This window comes from Singulisphaera rosea, from assembly GCF_054877945.1.
Genome location: NZ_JBTYIP020000038.1, coordinates 76,378 through 92,504 on the forward strand (window position 1 = coordinate 76,378; position 16,127 = coordinate 92,504).

Consider the following 16,127-nt stretch of genomic DNA (forward strand, 5'->3'; position numbering starts at 1 on the left):
GACTGTGCCGCGGCATCCGTCGCCAGGCCCCGCCCGCCGGACGTCGACACGAACCTCGGATCGGGATCGCGGGGGCCGCTCTGGTCACCGGGCCATTATTTCGTCTTGAGGGAAACCCCGGTCATCGGCGTCAGCCTCCTCCGGGGTATCGCGGACGTCGAGCCAGAGGAAGACGAGACTAAGTCCTGCCGCGATCACGAGGAGCCACTCGCCCGGCTTGTTCCACCAGGCGATCATGCCTCCCACCGAGAACGCCAGGGCCACCCCGAGGATCATCAGGGAGAGCAAGCGGTGGAACCGGCCGACGTCGCTCTCGTGGAACGCGGCGAGCGAACGGTAGACGCGACGGCCGTTGTCGTGCGGGGTGCAGAACTCCTTGAGGACACACTCGTTGCAAGTCGAGGCCGGTGCCTTGTAAATGGCCAGTTTATTGCGGCCGTCGAACGTGTCCAGGGTGAGCAGTTCCCCCTGCGGACACTCGTAGCGGTCGAGTTCGGCGTCGTAGGCGAAGCCGACATGCGCATACCGCTGGGCGCGATGGAAGTGGGCCCTGGCCAGAGACTCCAGGGCCCAGCCTCCGACCCAGAGCACGAGTAGGTACGCCAGGAGGAAGACCAGCCCGAGGTCGAGTGTGAGGCCATACACGGTCAGCGTTGGCAACATCAAGAGTCACCCCCGGGGTCGGGCGATCCGGTCTCAGTCCTCGACGACGGGCCCGGCCGGAGTAATCTCAGTATAAAGGGTGGCTTCGAGGAGTTTCCCCGTCTGGTCCACCGGGGCCATGGTCTTTCGCGTCCGCAAGGCGACTTTAAGGGTCAGCCAGACGAGCGGGGCCGAGCCGGCCATGAACACAAGGTCGCCCGGCATCCGCGCCCACGAGAGCCACGGGTAGTTCTTGAACCACTCGGTCCGGGCGTGCCAGTAGCCGTTGGTCACCACGTCGCCAAGCTGGAGCACACCGAGAGGGAACAGGTGCCCGAGGATCATCAGCATCAGGCCGACGTTCGTCGCCCAGAACGAGAACCTCACGATCCCCTCGCTCCAGTCCTCGGGGCGGGCCAGGTAGCGCGTGCAGAAGACCAGCAGCGCGAGTGCCAGCATGCCGTACACCCCCATGAAGGCCGCGTGGCCGTGGTTCGAGGTGAGGAGCGTACCGATCTCGTAGTAGCTCACGACCGGTAGGTTGATCAGGAACCCGAACACCCCCGCGCCGAGGAAGTTCCAGAACCCCACGGAGGCCAGAAACAGCACGGCCCATCGGTGCGGGAAGGCCGCCGCACCACCGGCCTGTTGACGGTTCCCGAGCTGGAGGAACGACCACGCCTCGACTGTCAGGAGCGTCAGAGGAATGACCTCGGCGGCCGAGAAGAACGCCCCGAGCGCCATCTCCACGGCCGGGCCGCCGCTGAAATAGCAGTGGTGGAGCGTTCCGACCACGCCGCCGACCGAGTAAAGCATCACGTCAAAGTAGATCAGGCGGGTGGCGAACCGCTCCGAGACGATCCCCATCAGCACGAAGATCAAGGCCACCAGCATCGTCGTGAACAGCTCGAGAAAATCCTCGACCCACAGGTGCACCACCCAGAACCGCCAGAAGTCGCCGATCGCGAACGTGGACTGGGTGTGGGTCAGGAGGCCGACCGCGTAAAAGGCCGGGATCGACAGCGAGCTGTAAAGGAAGAGCCAGGGCAGGTTGCCACGGCTCTCGACGGCCAGTCGGGGGCTCAGACCCCGGTAGATGATCGCCACCCAGAGCGCCATCCCGGCGATGAGCAGGTACATCCAGAACCGGCCCAGGTCGAGGTACTCCCACCCCTGGGCGCCGAAGAACGCCCGCTGCCCGCGGGGCAGGAGGTCGTGGTAACTCAGGTACTCGCCGCCGAGACTGCCGAAGACGACCACCGCCAGAGCGCCGAGCAGCACGGCCGACAGCAGGCCCTGCCCGCGCGGCTCGCGCCCGGCGATCAGAGGAGCCAGGAAGATGCCGGCGGCAAGATACGCCGTGGCCACGAAGAAGATCGCCAGCTGAAGGTGCCAGGTCCGGGTCAGGTTGTAGGGGAGCCATCGCGGCAGGTCGATGCCGAAGAAGCCCCCGGCCTCGACCATGTAATGCACGGTCGCGCCCCCCACCAGATTCTGGAGCAGGAAGAGCAACGCGACGACCAGGAAGAACCACGCGGTCACGCGCTGGGCGGGAGTCAGGGCGACATCGGACGGGGGAACGAAGCGGACCTGCCTCTCCTCGGTCTCGTGCCAGCCGACAACCCGCGAATAGCGGCCGTAGACGCCCAGGACCAGCCCGCTTCCTCCCAGGAGCGTGACCAGCGACAGCGCGCTCCACATGACCGCGTCGCCGGTGAGCGTGTTGCCCACCAGCTCTTCGGGGGGCCAGTTGTTCGTGTACGAATAGGTCTTCCCGGACCGGCGCGCGACGCTCGTCCACGCCGTCCAGGCGATGAACGACGTGATGGCGCGGGTGTCCTCGGGGTTCTTGATCATTTCCGGCTTGAGACCCTCGCCGCTCACCTTCCGGCCATACACCGTGTCGCCGAAATGGCTGTGAATCTCCTCGAACGCCGAGACCTGCCCGGCGGTCCAGGTGAGAGTACCTGTGGCCGGGTCGTAGCGGTTGGTCTGCAACTCGCGCCGCGTCCGCGCCACCGCCGCCTCGTCGCCCCCGTAGAGTTTGTTCATGTGCAAGGCCATGCGGTGCAGGTAGTCGGCGGTGAAGTCGGGGCCGAGGTAGGCCCCGTGGCCGTACACGGTGCCGAACTGCATGAGGCCGTAGGTGAGGAACTGCTCCTGGCCCTCGAGGATTTGCTGCCTCGTGAACAGCACCTTGCTCGCCTCGTCCACGATCCGGTAGGGGACCGGCGCCGAGTCTTGATAAATCCGTAGCGCCGAGAATGACAGGAAGGCGAAGCCGATGATGAATGTCAGGATCGACCCCTGCAACCAGAGCGGTGACACCATCATCGGGCGACGATTAGACATGCAACTTGATCCTCTTCGAGGGTGAGTGAACCGGCGGGGGCGGCCGGAGTTGACGCGGGAATGACCCGATCTCGCAACCCGAGCGGTGGCAACCCTCCTGCTACGACACCCCTTCAGGGGCTGCCGGACAAGGGGTGGACGGCGTTTCAGCTGCCGTTGGGGCGTTGGGAAAGGTGATCGTCACCAGGAGCGAGGCGTCCGCGATCCCCAGGACGGAGTGGGGCTGACCGCCGTCGAGATACAACAGGTGACCGGGCTCCAGCTCGCAGGTGACGCCGGCGGCCGTAAAGGCGACGCGGCCTTCGAGGCATTGGACCGTGATCGCCCCACGGGTCGAATGGGTGGGGATCGCCTTCCCACGGGGAATGACGAGCCTGATGACCTCCAGGCCCTCGGTCTTGACCAGGACGGTCGTCCTCGCGGAGGCCAGCGCCGGTCCGAGCGGGTGGACGTCGGCCACCTCTCCCGGCCGGGTGTGCTCGATCGCCATGAGAATCTCTCCTTGGGCACTCTCGTTGCAGGTGAAACCGGGTCCAAGATGACTCCTGATACCGCCCCGCGCGTCGTGGTCAGCGGGAGAACGTCGCCTTCCAGTCCTGGAACCCCCGATATCGGTGAACCTGGGGCCGGTGCATCGGCTCGGAATCCCGCGAAGCCGTCGCGGCGCTGGTCGGGAATTCCTGTGTTAATGTTTCTTATCACAGGATGTCCCCCGGTTCCACGACGGAGCGCCCCTTCCCGATCCCGGCACCCAAGGGGTGAAGCCCGGATGCCCGTCGACTTCCTGACCGCGGAGCAGCGGCGGCACTACGGCCGCCACGCCGGCGAGCCCGCGCCTGCGCAACTGGCTCGGTACTTCCATCTCGATGACGCCCTGGTCGCCCAGCGCCGTGGGGACCAGAACCGGTTGGGTTTCGCGCTGCAACTGGTCACGGTCCGGTTCCTGGGCACCTTCCTCGCCGACCCCACCGATGTACCAATCGGCGTGGTCGCCCACCTCGGCCGGCAATTGGGGGTGGCGGACCCGAACAGCCTCACGAGATATTTGGACCGCCCCGCCACGCACCGCGAGCACGCAGGCGAGATCCGGCGGCGGTATGGCTACCGCGACTTCGCCGACCAGCCGGAACACTTCCGCCTCGTCCGCTGGCTCTTCACCCGCGCCTGGCTCAGCGCCGAGCGGCCCAGCTTGCTCTTCGGCCTGGCTACTACACGGTTGGTCGAACACAAGGTGTTGCTGCCGGGAGTGACCGGTTTATCACGCCTCGTGGCCCAGATCCGCGACCACGCGGCGGGCCGCCTCTGGAAGGCCCTGGCCCGTACCCCCGGCCCCGAACAACGCGCGCGTCTGGAGGCGGCGATTGTCCCCGAGGGGGCCCGGCAGACGACGTTGGACCGGTTGCGGAAAGGCCCCACGCGCGTGGGCGGCCCGGCCCTGGTGGCGGCCCTGGATCGATTCGTGGAGATCCAGTCTCTGGACGTGGGTCGCCTGGACCTGCGCCATATCCCGGCGAGCCGGATCGATGCCCTGGCCCGGGACGCCGGCTTTGCCTGGGCGGGAACGATCGCGCGGATGCCGCCAGACCGGCGAGTCGCCACCTTGTTGGCCTTCGCCCGCGTCTTCGAGGCGACCGCGCTGGACGACGCACTCGACGTGCTCGACGCGCTGATCACGGAACTGTCGCTCCAAGTCCGGCGTACCGGCCGGCAGGAACGACTCCGCACGATTCACGACCTGGATGCCGCCGCCCTGCAACTCCGCGAAGCGTGCGCGGTCCTGCTCGACGACGCCTGTCGCGATGCCAAGCTCCGCTCTACCGCCTTCGCCCGGGTTTCCAAACAATCTCTCGCCGAGGCGGTCGCCCTCGTCGGGACGCTGGCCCGACCGCCCGACGAAGACAATCATGCCGAGCAGATGGAGCAGTACCGCCGCATCCGGCGGTTCTGGCCTCACGTGCTCCGCACCGTCCCTTTCCAGGCCGCCCCGGCCGGTCAGCCGGTGGTCAACGCCCTGAACTTCCTGGCCAACATCGAGGGCGAGCACCAGCCCGACATGAGCCGCGCTCCGCTGGATCACATCCCTCGGAGTTGGCGGCGTGAGGTGATCGGCCTGGACCGCCGGATCGACCGCCGCGCCTATACCGTTTGTGTGCTGGAGCGGCTCCAGGACAGCCTCCGCCGTCGCGACGTGTTCGTCCGGCCGAGCGTGCGTTGGGGTGACCCGCGCGTCAAGCTGCTCCAGGGATCGGCCTGGGAATCCGCCAGGCCCCACGTCTGTCGCATCCTCGGCCGTGAGGCGACGGCGGCCGCCGCTCCCCCGCGTCGACCTGCCCGAAGTCTTCCTGGAGATCCAGGCCCGGACCGGGTTCGCCAGCGAGTTCACTCACATCAGCGAAGGGACGGCCCGCGTAACCGATCTTACAGTCAGCCTGTGCGCCGTGCTCCTGGCTGGTCGTGCTGTGCGGCGTGACCAGGTATTCCCGGATCAGGTAGTTTTCGATCTCGCCGGCCAGGGCGGTTTGCGTCAGCACGGCGGCTCGGTCCGCTTGCGTCCGGGAAAAGCCGGGCAGCCGCGACAGGAGCACCTGCGCGTGCGAATCGAAGAAACGCTCGATCTTCCCCCGCCCTCGCGGGCGGGCCACGGTGGAGTTGATCAGGCGGATCTTCAGATCGGCGGACACCTGTTCGAGATGCCGGGACGTGAAGTCGCTGCCGTGATCGGAATAGAGCACCTGCGGGATGCCGCAGACGTGCCAGCCCGGTTGCGGCTTCCGCCAGATCGCCTGCCGCAACGCCAAGGCCGTCTGGATCGATGACGGGGCCGCCAGCGACAGGCAAAAGCCCGCCACCGCCCGGCTGTAGTCGTCGAGGATGATCGTCAGCCAAGGCCGGTGGGCCGTACCGTCACTGTCCTTGACGAGGATGTCGAGTTCGGTGTGATCGGCCTGCGAGATGGCGTTGGGCGCGTCCGCCTCGTGGCGATGGACCAGGTCGAAAGACTCGCTAAAGACTCGCTATACGCCTTCGATCCCTCGTGCGCCAGCGTTACCAGGGCCGGCTCCAGCTCAGCAACCAAGGCACGGACCACCTTGTAGCTCGGCGACTCCTGGCCCAATTTCCTCGCGGCGTCGGCCACCTCGCGGTGGATGGTCGCCGTCGGCATCCTGGGCTTACGCAACGCCAGCCCCTCGATGAACTGCCGGAGGGGAGCCGCCAGCTTCCTTTTATCCTTGTCGTTCCGCTCCTTGCGGGCCAGGCCGGTCAACCCTTCCCGGCGGTAGCGATCGACCCAGCGGCGTGCGGTGCGGAGGACGAGCCCGTGATCCTGGGTGATCTACGTCAGCGGGACACCATCTTCCAGGAAGGGACGAATGATCTGGAACCGCGCGAGCGCAAGCGACCTGGCCTCATCAGACAGGCCGGTCAAGGAGGCAAGGCCGGATTCCGGGTCCGTTGACGCTTGCGGCATGAGAGTCCACGATACGACTCGGGTTTCGACCGGTCAACGGTGAAGGGTGACAAATCGCAGGGCAAAAACGGTGACATTTACCGGGGAACCTAACACTATCAGGAAATCGTCCCGAAATTCGAGACGTTGGTCTTGACCGTCTCAGATTGCGAGACTACATTGAGAGTGTAATCAATGAAGTGAAATTAAACGGAACTGGACATGAGCAACACAAACCGCAACCATCTGATCTCGCGAGACGCGGTCAAGGCGTTCATCGCCAGCCACCCGGGCGCGAAGCAAGATGGGGTGGCGCTCATGGCGTGGTGTCGAGTCACAGAGCGGTCGGCGTGGCGTGACTTCGCCGACGTCCGGGAGACGTTCCAATCCGTCGACAAAGTCCAGAACGTCTACGTGTTCAACGTCGGCGGGAACAAGTATCGGATCATCGCGAGGATCACGTTTCGGGCCGAACGTCCCGCGACGGTCTTCGTCCGGTTCGTCGGCACGCACGCCGAGTATGACCGGGTCGACTTCGGCGCGATCTGAGGGCCGTTTGCCCGGATCCACCGGGAGGAGTCTGACAATGAGCAACGCGACCGCGACCAGCCGCTACCTCGAGCTCGTCCGTGAATTTCCGATCCGCCTCATCCGTTCGGATGAGGAGTTGCGCGAGTTTATCGCGCGGATCAACTCCCTGATGCCAATCGGTGACGACGTGCCCGAGTTGACTCCCGACGAAGACGACTACATCGAGGCCCTGGGGGCGATGGTGGAGCGTTACGAGGCCGAACACGACCCAATCCCCGAGATGAGCGGGGTCGATATGTTGAAATTCCTGCTGGCGGAGAACGAATTGTCGCTACGCACGTTGGCCGACCAGACCGGGATCCCCTTCACGACGCTGGGCTCGATCACGGCGGGGACCAGGCGGATCAGTCCGCGGGTCCGTGAGGCCCTGGCGAAGCGTTTCAAGATGCACCCCACGGCGTTCGTCTGAGGGATGGACCGGTAAAGTAGTCTACGGGTAGGAAGCATCCGAAACGCAACGAGGCGGACCCGGTGTCACCCAGGTCCGCCTCTCTTGTTTTCCGATCGAATAGCGACAAAGCCTGATCTCGGCGGTCCCCACCGCCGGGCCACAACGCAACGCGAGGACACATCGTGGGCCACGAAGATTTTAGCGCCAAGGGCAAGACGCGTAAAGGACCCTGGTTCACGATCATTCCTCAGCGGCACCGATCCCGCGAAGCGCTCGGCGGGCTTTCGGATCGAGGGATCTTTATGATGCTGATCCTCGAGGCCTACGGGCAAACCAACTGCTGGGCGAACCCCTCGGACGAGACCCTCGAGAAACAGTTCGGCAAGTCCCCAGGGGCTACCAAGGAAGCCCTCAAGGATCTGATCAAGGCCGGGTGGATTGGGCGAGTTGACGCCGACTCGAAGGGCAAGACCGTCCGGCTCGGATTTCTGTTTAAACGTCGGCTCGCCATCGGTCGAGGGGTCGAAGCGGTCACGACGCTGGGCGCGATTACGGCGGGAACGAGGCGGATTCGCCCCCGTGTGCGGGACGCCTTGGCCGAGCGATTTGCCATGCACCCCTCGGCGTTCATCTGAGCGAGCCGGACTGGCCGAATAAGTAGGGGAACCGCTCGCTTCGTAACACAAGGACGTTGCCCTGGCAGCACCGAGCTGAGATGCGACCAGGACACGCGATCACGCAGAGGGAGCCAGCCATAATGCCGACAGTGAAGACCGAAATCGCGCTCCTTGACAGCGACAAAGTCGGTGGATGCCTCCACTCGGAGGGAGCGATCACGGCCCGCAATGCCCCGGCGATCGTCAAACTCGCCGGCAAGTCGGCGGAGTTCGCCTGGGAGGAATTCTTTCAGGCGGAGATCGCGAACGCGCACACGCGGAAGAACTACATGCACGCCGTGCGGCGGTTTCTCGGATGGGTTGAGGAACGCAATCTCGAAATGGTGCGGATCGCCCCCGGAGACGTCGGCGAGTATCTGCAAGGTCTTGAGCTGGCCGTGCCGACCAAGAAGCTGCACCTTGCGGCGCTGCGGCGGTTCTTCGACCGGCTCGTGAATCGTCATGTCTGCATCATCAACCCTGCGGCCACCGCGAAGGCCGAGCGGTACTCCGTCGTCGAGGGCAAGACGCCGGAGATCTCCGCGGAGCAGGCCCGGACGCTACTGCGGTCAATCGACGTCTCGAATGTGGTAGGCCTACGCGACCGCGCCGTGCTCGCGGTCCTGGTCTACACGGCCGCGCGTGTCGGGGCCGTGGCGCGGCTGTCGGCGAAGAACCTCGTGCATGACGGGTCGCAATACACGCTGAGATTCTCGGAGAAAGGCGGGAAGTCGCGAGAGATCCCGGTTCGCCACGACCTGGAGCAGTTCCTCATCGCCTACCTCCAGTCGGCGAGCATCTCCGATGGGCACCTGTTCCGCACCGCGAATCGAAAGACGAAGACCCTGACGAGGAACGCGATGAGCGGGATCGACGTCTGCCGGATGATGAAGCGGCGTCTCAAACTTGCGGGGCTTCCAGGCCACTTCTCGCCGCACTCGTTTCGAGTGGCGACGGTGACCGACCTGCTGGAGCAGAACGTCCCGCTCGAGGACGTGCAGTACCTCGCAGGACACGCCGACCCGCGGACGACTCGGATTTACGATCGGAGACGACGTAAAGTCACGCGGAATATCGTTGAGCGGATCTCGATCTGAGCGACGCGCTCGTCGACTCGAAGGCTCTCGCCGAGACTTCCCGGCTCCCGCGATCCTTCACCACGCGCCTTGACCGCCGCCGTCGAAGGATCGAACGCGATAATGCGTCTCTGCCGATTTGGGGTTGTGCAAATGCGCCTGATGGTTAGTGATATCAAAACTTAACCACTCTCGTCCTTCCGTCCAAGAGCGGGATGGACGCCCGGGCTGAGGCCCTGCTGGGCGGCGATCCGTCGGAGATACTCCGACATCCGGGCAACCTCGGCGGGAGTCAGTGCCGCGAAGACATCGGCCTGGTGGTCTCGCGACACGCGACCGATCGCCTCGAGGGCATCGTGTCCCGCCTGCGTCAGGTGCAGGGCATAAGACCGCCGGTCCTTCGGGCTGTTGCGGCGCTCGACGAGTCCGCGCGTCTCGAGCTCGTCGATGAGGCCCACGAGTCGGCTCGCGAACATGCCGAGGCGCTCGCCCAGGGCCTGCTGGCTCGCTCCGTCGGCCTCGCAGATGGCTCGGAGGATCCCCGCGTGCGGAGGTTTGAACCCCAGCGGGACGAGACGGTCGGCGAAACGCGAGGCGGAATGGGAGCCGACCTGGGACATGAGGAAGCCGATCCCGTCGGTCTTGTCGGGAGGCGTCGACGTCGGTCGCGAACGGGGACGGGGACGGGGCATGGATTCACTCGAGAAATCGTTATTGACTGTAACGATTGCGGTTCATAATATTCTCGCGGCGCCGACCCCGGCTCGACAAGGCGGATCTCGATTCGATGCGACAACGCTGGGCCGGGCGTTCGTGGTGCGAGCACGATGATCATCTCAAAATCACCAGGAGGGATCGACGATGCGGATGAATCACATCCAACTTGCCGTCTCCGACGTCGAGGCGAACCGCGACTTCTTTGCGACGTACTTCGGGCTCCGGTGTGTCGCGGACCGGGGGAAGACGCTCGTCGTCATGGAAGATGACGGGGCCGTCGTCGCCTTCAACAACTTCAAGAAGGCGGCCGAGGTCTCGTATCCGGACAACTACTATGACTTCCACATCGGCTTCGGGCAGCCGAGCCGCGAACGGGTCGACGAGGTCTACGCCCAATTGAAGTCCGGTGGATTCGAGCCGGAGGAGCCGCGCGAGTTCCACGGCGCCTGGACCTTCTACGTCAAAGCCCCGGGGGGCTTCTTCGTGGAGGTCTTTCACCAGCACCGGATGCACGCCACCGCGGGGTGAAGCTCGTTCGAAGTGCGTTGCCCCTGGATCCACATCCAGGTCGCGGATGTGGATCCAGGGGCACGAGGTCCGCGTGAGTCGGATCACTGATGGGAACCGCCGCCTGCGGGGGCGTTCATCATCCGCTGCTCTTCATTCTCGAGCCGATGAAGCTCGAGGAGGAGCTTTTGAATGCTGATGCGAGTCTCGAGCATGGTCGTGAGCTCCCGCGTCTCTTCGGGAGTGAGATCCCCTTGCTCGGCCTTGGTCTGGAGTTCGAGGATGGGGGTGGCCGCGTTTTCGGAATCCGCCGAGCCGATGATCATGACGCCGTCACGCACGCGGTATTCGAGCCCGAGCTGCTTGAGGGCCAGGCCGACGCAAACGCGGAGCGGGATGCTCTCGAGGTCGATGGTAATCGTCGAGGCCATCGTCTTCTCGGCTTCTTGCAGACCGAGCGGATCGACGTAAATCGGGATGCCCTTGGGCATGGTTGAGGTTCGGGTCTGCACCTTGACGTACTTGACGAACTCTTCGAGGGGTGTTTCGTTAGGGAACTGGGCCGAGACCGGTCGATCGAGGGAATCGAGAATCGCTTCGGTCTGGCTCTCGGAGTAGGGATCCTGGCGCTTCGAGGATCGGCGACTCGAAGAGGCCTTGGGCTTGGGATCGGGACGAGGGATCGCCTGATCACCCGCGGCTTTGGTTTCTGCCTGGTTGCCCGCGTCGGGTTTGTCCGCGGCGGAGGCGGGCGTGAGTCGGGCGACTCCGACGGCGAAGAGGCCTGTGAGCACGAGGCCGGCGGTGACGACCGCCATTCGATTGAGGTACATGGAAGTGAGCACTCCTTCGGCAAGGATATCGACCCGGTTGGCGAGCGATCCGGCGGCAAGGCGGCCGGCCAGTGCGCGTCGAGAGGCGCGAGTCGTGGCGATGAGGAGGGCCTCAGGAACAGCGGCCCTCGCGTTCTGGCCCAGTTCGGCAACCCGCAAGGCGGCCGACGGGGCCATGCCTCGCTTGAGGAGCCGAGTTCGCAGCAGTTTTCTCGCCCTCGCGAGCCGACCTTTGAGGGTGGCGACCGGGCATCCGGAACGATGCGCGGCCTCCTCGTAGGTCAGGCCCTCGAAGCAGCACAGCACGACCGTCGAGCGGTATTTGGACGGGAGCCTACCGCACTCCTCGTCCAGGATCCGACCCAGCTCGGCCCGAGACGAATCTTCGTCTTCGGGAGCGACCGCGAATTCGAGCCCTGGCTGTGACCTGCTTCGCCGAAGGCTCGCCTCGGCACGGGCCCTGAGCGACACCTTCGACGCCACGCCGTACAGCCAGGGCCCCAGGAGATCCCCCTCGCGGAGCGAAGAGGCCCGACGGACGAGTACGAGGAAGGTCGCCTGGAAGGCGTCCTCCACGTCGTTCGGGTCGTCGAGTGTCCGACGGCAAACGCCGAGGACCGTCGGCCCATGGCGCGAGACCAGGGATTCGAACGCTCCCTCATCGTTCTCGACGACGTATCTTCGGAGTAACTGCCACTCCGAGCGGCCCGCGTCCGTCCCCTTCTCGAAGAGACTCCGGATCTGGTTGTGGACGACGTGGAACGCCCCGTTCGACATGGACTTGGTCCCCGAGCTGGCTTCGGATCCACCAGGGAAATGCAGCCCGCCGCGCAAACGGACACATCTTTTTTCTCGATGCCGACGAATTTCCGTCGGCGTCGAGGCCACTCGCATCCGGAACCGGTCGCCACTATTTGCCGCGTTGTCGCTTCCAATCCTGACCGGGAGTCTCGACGCGGAAGGTCACGAGTCGAGAGTGCTCCACCTCGGTCACGTAGACCGTCTTTCCGTCGGGACCGCCGAAGCAGAGGTTTGTCGGGCTCTTCCCGAGGACGTCGACCTCGTGAAGGATCTGGCCTGCGGGGGTCATCACGACAACGGTCCCCTTCCCATGCCGGGTGATGTACAGGTTCCCGTCGACGTCGCAGCGCATCCCGTCGAAGCCGAAGTCGGGGAATTGCTTGATGAGCTGTTTCTCGCCCAGGGTCCCGTCGGCGCGAATCGGGAACTTCCAGACGTTGCGCTGGACGGACTCGTTGACGTAGAGCCATTTTCCGTCCGGACTGACTTCGATCCCATTACTGGTCCCGAGGTCGCCGGCGACGCGATCAATCTTTCCATCGGTCGCGATCTTCCAGACCTGCCCCTTGCCGTTGGCCCAGTCGGGGTCGCTGGCGTAAAGGGTGTCGTCGGGGGCGATCGCCAGGTCGTTCGGTTGGCTCATCGAGGCGTGGGCGAATACTGTGATCTCCTTGGTTTTGGGATCGACCTTCAGGACGTTGTGTCCGACATAGTCGGCGACGAACATCTGCCCTTTGGAGTCGAAGACGATGCCGTTGCCGACGCTCTTGCCGGGGAGAGTGACGAATACCTCGGCCTGGCCCTCGGCCGAGACCTTCCCGATCGTCTGCTCCTTGGCGAAGTTCACGGCGAAGAGCGTCCCGTTGCGGTCACAACTCGGCCCCTCGATCCCGCGGGTGAACTCGCCGGGCTTCGTGAGAGGAGCCGCGACATAGGGCGTGCCCTGCTCCGGCGCGGCGGCCAACAGGGCCATGCCGGCTAACCAACAACTTACGACCTCGATCATCATTTCCCCCGTCCGGGCTATGTGAGTACGTTGGGGCAGGCGCGCGACGCTTTAAATTCGCAGTGGTCGCCGACCGTTGCGGACGCCCCATTTTTCAGCCTCGACACGCCGGTGTAAACCGTGAAGTGCCGACCTCATCTCAACGCGCGGCATGAGCTTCGGGAGATGAGGCGGAACCCGGTTCGACCACGTAAAGTGCTAACCGACTAATCTTTCCGCTGCAAGGAGAGGGGCGTTTGAGGACAGCGTCATGGCGTGAATGATCTTGCAAGATTATCGCCATGTGATTTTACTCACGGCATGATGACGACGGGAACGGAATCCCTGGAGCCTTCGGCCCCTATCCCTTGTGCCTCAAGGCAGGGGATCATCCTCCCCGCGTTTTGGGTCGGGCTCCTGGCCGGAGCTCTCGAGTTGGCGACGATCCTGACGCAAGGGGTACTTGTCCCGCGAGTGTCTCAGGACGCCTTGCGGGTGAACGTCCATCGCCTGTGGATGATCCCCGTGGCTGATGTCACGTTCTTTGCGGTCGTGGGCCTGGTCCTGGCACCGGTCGTGGCGATCTCACCGCGTTTGGGTCGCTCGCTCGCGTGGCGGCTACTCGTCGGCCTGCTCATCTTGGCTCCCCTCCTGGCGGTCGAAGGGTTGTACCCGCTAGCCTCGCTGGTCCTGGCGTGCGGGATCGCGTTGAACGTCGTCCCCTGGTTCGAGACTCGCACGGCCCGCACGGGTCGGTTCGTCCGCCGGACGTTCCCGGCGATGGTTGTGGGCATGGCCGCGCTGATCGGGATCAGCTATTCGCGAGTCCTCACGGCCGAAGCCCGGTCCCTCGCCCACAGCCCGCCCGCTCGGCCGGGCGCGCCGAACGTACTCCTCGTGGTGCTCGACACGGTTCGGGCCTCATGCTTGAGCTTGTATGGGCACGAGCGGCCGACGACGCCGACGCTGGAGCGGTTGGCCAGGCGAGGCGTGGTCTTCACCGAGGCTCGCGCACCGGCGCCGTGGACCGCGCCGACGCACGGGAGCTTGATGACCGGGCGGTGGCCGCATGAGCTTTCCGTAGCTCCCAACATCCCGCTCGATGCAACCGACCCGACCGTGGCCGAGGTCCTGGGCCGTCAAGGGTATGCGACGGCCGGGTTCGTGGGAAATCTCTATTACTGCAATGCCCTGTTCGGCTTCGACCGCGGCTTCGGCCGTTATGAGGACGCCTACGAGAACCGGTCCGTGACGCCACTGGAGGTCGCCTGGAGCAGTGGCCTGGGGAGGCGTCTGATCGCCTGTCTCGGATCCTCGACGACGTCCGAGGATCTGGCAACGCTGAGACGCAAGTCGGCGGAGATGATCAACCGCGACGTTTTCCAATGGCTTTCGAAGGCCCCCCAGGACCGACCCTTCTTCGTCTTCCTTAACTACTACGACGCCCACCGGCCATATGTCCTACCTGATGGGCCGCAGCCTCGATTCGGTAAATCGACCCTGCCCATCGCCGAGCAGCTCGAGATCGACCGGCGGTTCCACGAACTCTCGGCCCAGGGTCTCGACGCGGAGAACCCGGTCCACCGGCAGATCAACGCCGATTCCCTCGAGCTCTGCCACGACTCGTACGACACGGCGATCGCCTACCTCGACCGCCAGGTCGGACTCCTGCTCGACGGCCTAGAGGCGCAGGGGCGACTCGACAACACCCTCGTGATCATCACATCCGACCACGGCGAAGAGCTTGGCGAGCGAGGGATGGTCACCCACGGCGCGAGCCTCTATCGCCCGGAGGTCCACGTCCCGCTCTTGATCCTCCCCCCGTACCGATCGCCAATGCCTCCCGCTCGAGTCGTCGATACTCCCGTCAGCTTGCGGGACATCCCGGCGACCATCGCCTCGTGGGCCGTGCCGTCCCTTGAGGGCCCCTTTCCGGGCCATTCTCTCTTCGATCAGGATTCGGACAACTCGGAGACTCGAAGGGCCGAGCGGCCGGTCCTCTCCGAGCTCCAGCACAACATCGCCTTTCCGGACAAGACGGAGATCCCCTCTCCGTTCGGAGCCGCCCGCTCCGTCGTGGCGAACGGTCGCGTCTACATCCGCCGCGTCGATGGCGCGGAAGAGCTCTACGACCTGAAGAGCGATCCCCTGGAGGCGATCAACCTCGCCAAGCTCCCCGAGTGCCGGGATGAGGTCCAGGACTTTCGGAAGACGCTCGAACGGCTCAGGTAGTGGCCCAGGTCGAGTTCGTGGACCGTGCGTGTGGATGATGCTGAATGGGTTATGGTAGGATCAAAGCATGTCAACGGAATTAGGTGGAGTTTCTGGTAAAAATGGAGCGGCCATCCTTGGTCGTCTCATCAGCCCAGATGACCCTTCGTTCAGCCCGGAGGCCGCGCGTTCCATACTGAAGCTCTCTTTTCCTAAAGCGGACAAGGAACGCGTGCATTCCTTGCTCGAGAAGAATCAAGACGGGCAGCTCACCATCGACGAGCGAGGCGAGCTCGACGAGTACCTCCGGGCTGATGCCTTTCTTTCCGTGCTCAAATCGAAAGCTAGGCTCTCACTCAAGCGAGCCGGTGCCACGTCGTGATCACGCATCATGACACCCCTTGAGCGTCACGTTCGGCGACGCGCAAGAGGACGTTGCGAGTATTGTCGACTTCCTCGCTCAGCTTCCGAATTCACCTTCCCTCTCGACCACATCATCGCTCGTCAGCACGGCGGCTCGACCGAGGCTGAGAATCTCGCCCAATCCTGCCCACACTGTAACGCTCACAAGGGCCCCAATATCGCCGGGATCGATCCTGCAACAGGTGAATTGACCAGACTTTTCCATCCGCGCCGCGATCGCAGGCAGGATCATTTCGCTTGGGGAGGAGCTCTGCTCACCGGGTTGTCAGCCGTCGGTCGGACCACAGACAGAGTCCTCGCGATGAACGACCCTGATATGCTCAATATCCGCCAGGCACTCATCGCCGAAGGCGAAAATCCCTCTCGTTAGACCTAAAACAAGCGTACCCGGCACGATGACATAGGGATGACAGCGGTCTGCGCCCTATAAAACAAGGCATGCCACGAAACTATGGAAATCGAAGAGGCGCTCACTCGAAAACGCACACGCTCGC

The 16,127-nt window shown here is 64.4% G+C and carries 16 protein-coding genes and 1 pseudogene; 9 read left to right on the plus strand and 8 right to left on the minus strand.

Going from position 1 to position 16,127, the window contains the following annotated elements; translation table 11 throughout:
• Window positions 1-84: 84 nt before the first annotated feature.
• The 3 genes from ACYOEI_RS36965 to ACYOEI_RS36975 form a co-directional block, all read right to left on the minus strand.
• Window positions 85-663, minus strand: coding sequence for a hypothetical protein (locus tag ACYOEI_RS36965; protein WP_462855421.1), 579 nt, complete (start codon window positions 661-663; stop codon window positions 85-87).
• 33 nt (window positions 664-696) lie between these two features.
• Window positions 697-2,994, minus strand: coding sequence for a nitric-oxide reductase large subunit (locus tag ACYOEI_RS36970; protein ID WP_462855423.1), 2,298 nt, complete (start codon window positions 2,992-2,994; stop codon window positions 697-699).
• A 100-nt stretch (window positions 2,995-3,094) separates the two neighbouring features.
• Window positions 3,095-3,484 carry a cupin domain-containing protein gene (locus ACYOEI_RS36975; RefSeq protein ID WP_462855424.1) on the minus strand — a complete coding sequence of 130 codons (390 nt, stop codon included), beginning with the start codon at window positions 3,482-3,484 and terminating at the stop codon, window positions 3,095-3,097.
• 279 nt (window positions 3,485-3,763) lie between these two features.
• On the opposite strand from ACYOEI_RS36975, the gene ACYOEI_RS36980 reads away from it, so the two are divergent.
• Window positions 3,764-5,464: a DUF4158 domain-containing protein gene (locus ACYOEI_RS36980; RefSeq protein WP_462855425.1), complete on the plus strand. Its 1,701-nt coding sequence runs from the start codon at window positions 3,764-3,766 to the stop codon at window positions 5,462-5,464.
• Between the two features lie 220 nt (window positions 5,465-5,684).
• On the opposite strand, the pseudogene ACYOEI_RS36985 reads toward ACYOEI_RS36980, so the two are convergent.
• Window positions 5,685-5,984: pseudogene (locus ACYOEI_RS36985) on the minus strand (DDE-type integrase/transposase/recombinase); the annotation flags it as partial.
• The gene (locus ACYOEI_RS36990; protein WP_462855447.1) at window positions 5,873-6,328 is read right to left on the minus strand and encodes a helix-turn-helix domain-containing protein; all 456 of its coding nucleotides are present in this window, start codon (window positions 6,326-6,328) and stop codon (window positions 5,873-5,875) included. The pseudogene ACYOEI_RS36985 and the gene ACYOEI_RS36990, both read right to left, overlap by 112 nt.
• 336 nt (window positions 6,329-6,664) lie before the next feature.
• Between ACYOEI_RS36990 and ACYOEI_RS36995 the strand changes: the two genes are divergently transcribed.
• The 4 genes from ACYOEI_RS36995 (at window position 6,665) to ACYOEI_RS37010 (ending at window position 9,177) form a co-directional block, all read left to right on the plus strand.
• Complete coding sequence (locus tag ACYOEI_RS36995) at window positions 6,665-6,991, plus strand: type II toxin-antitoxin system HigB family toxin (RefSeq protein WP_462855427.1); 327 nt, start codon at window positions 6,665-6,667, stop codon at window positions 6,989-6,991.
• Window positions 6,992-7,028: 37 nt separating this feature from the next.
• The gene (locus ACYOEI_RS37000) at window positions 7,029-7,442 is read left to right on the plus strand and encodes a helix-turn-helix domain-containing protein (protein WP_462855429.1); all 414 of its coding nucleotides are present in this window, start codon (window positions 7,029-7,031) and stop codon (window positions 7,440-7,442) included.
• A gap of 284 nt (window positions 7,443-7,726) precedes the next feature.
• Complete coding sequence (locus ACYOEI_RS37005; RefSeq protein ID WP_462855430.1) at window positions 7,727-8,059, plus strand: hypothetical protein; 333 nt, start codon at window positions 7,727-7,729, stop codon at window positions 8,057-8,059.
• 122 nt (window positions 8,060-8,181) lie between these two features.
• Window positions 8,182-9,177, plus strand: coding sequence for a tyrosine-type recombinase/integrase (locus ACYOEI_RS37010; protein ID WP_462855431.1), 996 nt, complete (start codon window positions 8,182-8,184; stop codon window positions 9,175-9,177).
• 161 nt (window positions 9,178-9,338) lie between these two features.
• Here the strand turns inward: ACYOEI_RS37010 and ACYOEI_RS37015 are convergent, their stop codons facing one another.
• Window positions 9,339-9,848, minus strand: coding sequence for a MarR family winged helix-turn-helix transcriptional regulator (locus ACYOEI_RS37015; RefSeq protein ID WP_462855432.1), 510 nt, complete (start codon window positions 9,846-9,848; stop codon window positions 9,339-9,341).
• A 169-nt stretch (window positions 9,849-10,017) separates the two neighbouring features.
• On the opposite strand from ACYOEI_RS37015, the gene ACYOEI_RS37020 reads away from it, so the two are divergent.
• A complete protein-coding gene (locus ACYOEI_RS37020; RefSeq protein ID WP_462855434.1) occupies window positions 10,018-10,401 on the plus strand; it encodes a VOC family protein in 384 nt (127 codons plus the stop codon).
• Between the two features lie 83 nt (window positions 10,402-10,484).
• Here the strand turns inward: ACYOEI_RS37020 and ACYOEI_RS37025 are convergent, their stop codons facing one another.
• Window positions 10,485-11,990 carry an RNA polymerase sigma factor gene (locus ACYOEI_RS37025; protein ID WP_462855436.1) on the minus strand — a complete coding sequence of 502 codons (1,506 nt, stop codon included), beginning with the start codon at window positions 11,988-11,990 and terminating at the stop codon, window positions 10,485-10,487.
• 133 nt (window positions 11,991-12,123) lie between these two features.
• Window positions 12,124-12,987: an SMP-30/gluconolactonase/LRE family protein gene (locus ACYOEI_RS37030; RefSeq protein ID WP_462855437.1), complete on the minus strand. Its 864-nt coding sequence runs from the start codon at window positions 12,985-12,987 to the stop codon at window positions 12,124-12,126.
• Between the two features lie 447 nt (window positions 12,988-13,434).
• On the opposite strand from ACYOEI_RS37030, the gene ACYOEI_RS37035 reads away from it, so the two are divergent.
• The 3 genes from ACYOEI_RS37035 to ACYOEI_RS37045 all read left to right on the plus strand — a co-directional run bounded on the left by ACYOEI_RS37035 (window position 13,435) and on the right by ACYOEI_RS37045 (window position 16,003).
• Entirely contained in the window at window positions 13,435-15,231 is a 1,797-nt protein-coding gene (locus ACYOEI_RS37035; RefSeq protein WP_462855439.1) for a sulfatase, read from the plus strand.
• A gap of 67 nt (window positions 15,232-15,298) precedes the next feature.
• The gene (locus tag ACYOEI_RS37040; RefSeq protein ID WP_462855441.1) at window positions 15,299-15,592 is read left to right on the plus strand and encodes a hypothetical protein; all 294 of its coding nucleotides are present in this window, start codon (window positions 15,299-15,301) and stop codon (window positions 15,590-15,592) included.
• A 9-nt stretch (window positions 15,593-15,601) separates the two neighbouring features.
• Window positions 15,602-16,003, plus strand: a complete 402-nt coding sequence (locus ACYOEI_RS37045; protein WP_462855442.1) for an HNH endonuclease — start codon at window positions 15,602-15,604, stop codon at window positions 16,001-16,003.
• The last annotated feature ends 124 nt before the right edge of the window (window positions 16,004-16,127 follow it).